The organism is Microcoleus sp. OTE_8_concoct_300 (assembly GCF_031383065.1).
GTDB lineage: Bacteria > Cyanobacteriota > Cyanobacteriia > Cyanobacteriales > Microcoleaceae > Microcoleus.
Genome location: NZ_JANMZH010000102.1, coordinates 1 through 4,064, shown reverse-complemented (window position 1 = coordinate 4,064; position 4,064 = coordinate 1). Strand labels below are relative to the sequence as shown.

At 49.5% G+C, this 4,064-nt stretch carries 3 protein-coding genes, 1 pseudogene and 1 riboswitch; all 4 genes and pseudogenes read right to left on the bottom strand.

Going from position 1 to position 4,064, the window contains the following annotated elements:
* Positions 1–485 (bottom strand): annotated as a pseudogene (locus tag ACUVJL_RS04670) (photosystem II q(b) protein); the annotation flags it as partial.
* A 228-nt stretch (positions 486–713) separates the two neighbouring features.
* On the bottom strand, positions 714–1,424 hold the full coding sequence (locus ACUVJL_RS04665; RefSeq protein ID WP_445244783.1) for a precorrin-2 C(20)-methyltransferase: 711 nt from the start codon (positions 1,422–1,424) through the stop codon (positions 714–716).
* Positions 1,421–2,050, bottom strand: a complete 630-nt coding sequence (locus ACUVJL_RS04660; RefSeq protein ID WP_445244782.1) for a precorrin-8X methylmutase — start codon at positions 2,048–2,050, stop codon at positions 1,421–1,423. Before ACUVJL_RS04660 ends, ACUVJL_RS04665 begins: the two co-directional genes overlap by 4 nt.
* 154 nt (positions 2,051–2,204) lie before the next feature.
* A complete protein-coding gene (cobG, locus tag ACUVJL_RS04655; protein WP_445244781.1) occupies positions 2,205–3,776 on the bottom strand; it encodes a precorrin-3B synthase in 1,572 nt (523 codons plus the stop codon).
* An 8-nt stretch (positions 3,777–3,784) separates the two neighbouring features.
* Positions 3,785–3,864: riboswitch (adenosylcobalamin-variant (AdoCbl-variant) riboswitch) on the bottom strand.
* Between the last annotated feature and the right edge of the window lie 200 nt (positions 3,865–4,064).

Below are 4,064 nucleotides of genomic sequence, written 5' to 3'. Positions count from 1 at the left end.
GGGTAAATCAAGAATACTGCGGTTGCTGCTGCTACTGGTGCAGAGTAAGCGACGCAGATCCAAGGACGCATACCTAAGCGGTAAGACAATTCCCATTCACGACCCATGTAGCAAAATACACCGATCAGGAAGTGGAAAATTACCAATTGGTAAGGGCCACCGTTGTACAACCACTCATCGAGAGAAGCTGCTTCCCAGATTGGGTAGAAGTGCAAGCCGATCGCGTTAGATGAAGGAACAACAGCACCTGTGATGATGTTGTTACCGAACATCAAGGAACCAGCTACTGGTTCACGGATGCCGTCAATGTCCACTGGAGGGGCTGCGATGAAGGCGATGATGTAGCAGATGGTGGCAGTTAAGAGGGTGGGAATCATCAAGACGCCGAACCAACCTACATAAATGCGGTTGTCGGTTGATGTTACCCAGTTACAAAACTGTTCCCACAGATTGGCGCTTTCGCGTTGCTGTAAGGTTGTTGTCATTTGTTTATGATTGCTTTATTTGGTTTTCAATGTTCGTGACGGCTTTGTGTTCCGCCATGTAAATAAACATAAAGCATATTCTAAGGTTTGTAAAGTATTTTCACAACAAATTAACTAATAATAGTCATAATATTTACTTATCAATATCAGGAAGGGTGGATAAATGGGAAAGAATGCACAAAAAAGTAGGGAAAGCCTGGAAGCGCGTCGCCTTCAGGCATGGAAATATTAGGATACAGACTTTTGCTGGCTGGGTATCATAATCAGAGCCCAATAGGGAACTTCAGCGGGATCGACATCTGCGATCGCCCGAATTCGCTGATTAGGCATTGTTGCGCGTTCTATATACAGTGCTCGATCGAACTGTCCCAACTCAATGAGCACGTCCCGGACTTTGGCAAAATGCCTGCCCAGCTTAATAATCACAGCAGCATCAACAACCGCCAGTCGATCGCGCAAAACCTCAGCATCCAGCGTCGCAGGCATAATACTTAACACATCGTTACGATAAGTCAGCGGCACTCCCAACGCAGCGGCACTCGCCATTGTCGAAGAAATTCCCGGCACAACTTCAGTGGTAAATGTTCCCGACAAACGGTTGAATAGATACATAAACGAGCCGTAGAGAAAAGGTTCGCCCTCACACAGCACCGCCACATCCTGTCCCTCGCTCAGATGTGCGGCAATTTTCTCGGCAGCAATATCATAATAAGGTTGAGACGATCGCGTCGGACTAAAAGGCAACGGCATCGGAATCTCAATTTGCTCCGGGCGCAGATAATCTGCGACGATCGCCCGCGCCAGCACCTTACCATTTTCCATCGCCGGATAGGCAATCACCGGCACCGATTGCAAAATCCGATAAGCTTTCAAAGTAATCAACTCTGGATCGCCAGGGCCAATACCCAAACCGTACAATTTACCATTCGCCTCAGTCATAATTCATCCTTTTTCGCTAACGCATTCACGGCCGCCGTTGCCATTGCACTGCCGCCGCGCCGCCCGTGCAACGTAATAAATGGCACTCCCCGACTGTTGGCGGCCAGTTCGGCTTTGGATTCGGCGGCCCCGACAAATCCTACCGGAAAACCCAGAATTAAAGCCGGTTTGGGTGCTCCGGCATCCAGCATTTCCAGCAGTCGGAACAAAGCAGTCGGGGCATTGCCGATGGCCACAACCGCACCCTGCAAGTTGTCCAGCCATAAATCCAGGGCCGCGGCCGATCGAGTATTTCCGATTTGCCGCGCCAACTCCGGGATTTCGGAATGCCAGAGGGTGCAAATCACCGGATTGTCAGCGGGAAGGCGTTTGCGAGTGATGCCTTCGGCCACCATCCGGGCGTCGCACAGGATGGGCGCACCTGCTGAGAGGGCTTGGCGTCCGCAGGTTGCGGCCCCGGGCGAAGCTGCTAAATCTGCAACAATATCGGTCATGCCACAACTGTGAATTAGTCGCACGGCTACCGATTCTAAATCGGGCGGCAAGTTTGACAAATCTGCTTCGGCTCGAATTGTGGCGAAGGATTTGGTGTAGATTTCTGTTCCGTCTCGAATGTAGTCAATCATTCTTTAAAACTGCTATGGGAAGTTTGTGGGATTTGTGAAATAGATTTTTTGAATGAACCGCGAAGGCGCGAAGGACGCGAAGGAAGAAATATCAAGAGAGATAGGAAGAGAAATGCTTAAATTTTGTCTGTTTTAATGGGATATTTTTTCACTTTCAATTCCGATTTTCGGTGCTCAATAACTCCTGCAATTGGTCGATCGCCCGCCGATCGACAAACTCACCCAATGACTCCCAAGGCTCTCGAAACCGCTGATACACCTGCAACAAAAGCTCGATCGCACCGGGCATCTCGGCCGCACTCACCGCCGGAAAAATTGGTCGCCCGAAGGGCAACTCTTTTCTACCCGCATAAATGTCGTAACCTTCGATCGTCTCGTGTCCCCGCTCAATCTGAATTCCCACCAGCGTGATATCAATTGGCCGGTGCTGGGCGCAGGACTTTTGGCAACCGCTGAAATGAATGTTAATCGGCAGGTCAATCGTCAATTTTTGCGCTAAATCCCTCGCCATTGCTAGGGCGTGACTTTGAGTATCTGTCGCCGCCGACGCACAGCCACTACTGCCGGCACAAGCCACCAAGCACGAATCTAGGCGAGTCGCCGACGAGTGCAATCCCAAATCGGCGATTTGCTGTTTGATCTCAAAAAGCTGGGAGTTGGGGATATCAGAAATCAACAGATTTTGCCACGGCGTAAGTCTCAGGGTACCGCTGGCTAGATTTTGGGCTAAATTTGCCAAATTCCGCAGTTGCTTTGATTCTAGCCTACCGAGAGGCAGCGCAATTCCTATGTACGAGAAATCCGGCTGTCGCTGAGGGTGGATGCCGAGATGTCGGGATTGTTCGATCGCCCTTGCAGATGAGTCGATCGATCGGGCGGGCAAGATGCCCACCCCACAAGGAAATTCACTCTTTGTGGAACAGGCATCTTGCCTGTTTTTGGGAAAGGTGCAAGATGTGTATTGCAATAAAAATGGTAAATTCTGCTGTACCCTTTCTAGATAACTTTCAGCGCCCCAATCTCCCAGCAGGTGACGCAAACGCGGTTTTTTGCCATCAATTCGAGGTCGATTTTTGGTGTATTCAAGATAGGTGCTAGCGAGGGCGGCTAAGACTGAAATACATTGCGATTGTTGGATAAAAATCCCTGTATCGCTGTTTAAATGCAGCCGAAAAAAGATTTCTGATTTTGCCCGCCCTGCTGCTAATAAAATATCGTTGCGCAAAGCCTGGATCGAAGCCGATTCCCCGCCATCCAAGCCAATGCTGAACTTAGGCGAAAGTTCCGACAATTCGGGATGCGTTTGCAGGTAATCATCCCAAGCTTTCACTAGCGGGCGAGTATCGAGTAACTGCTGGCGATCGATCCCTGCTGTCGGACTTGCCATTATATTGCGAATCGGGTCAACTTCAACGCGGCGAGATGCTATCCCCAATTCCTGCAAGCGGTTCCAGACTTCCGGGGGAATTTCCGAGTGTACTTCTCGGATTTGCAAATTTGCCCGATTCGTCACTTGCAAACAGCCGGTACTGTATTGATCTGCCAAATCGGCGATCGTCCAACACTGCTGCGCGTTTAAAATTCCCCCCGGAATCCGCATTCTCGATAAAACTCCGTCTCGGGCGATCGAACCGTAAAATAAACCCGGACAAGTCTGCAAATTAGTCAAAGCTAACAAATAATCTCCTCCCCGTGCTGCGCAGGGAATCCAAAAGTAAACGCCCACAAAGCGCCCCCGAAATCGGCATTCTGACTTTTACAGTTGCGGCACAGCGCCGGAATTGCACCGGACTTTCCCGCTTTCAGGTTTTAGAAAGGTATCACGAGCTGACCCACAGAAAGCAAAACCCTCAACTTTCTTAACAAAACCCCTGGCGATCGCCCCTGTCAATCATTTAATCAGCTTTCCTGATGACTTCAATCAGTTTTACTGTCGTTAAACCCCTTTACAAACATTAAGAAGACCGTTAATAATAGAAACATCATCCGAACATTGACAACCAAATACAGCAAT

Coding starts and splice junctions, on each gene's coding strand:
- ACUVJL_RS04665 (WP_445244783.1), bottom strand. CDS start 1,424: ATGACTGAGGCGAATGGTAAATTGTACGGTTTGGGTATTGGCCCTGGC.
- ACUVJL_RS04660 (WP_445244782.1), bottom strand. CDS start 2,050: ATGATTGACTACATTCGAGACGGAACAGAAATCTACACCAAATCCTTC.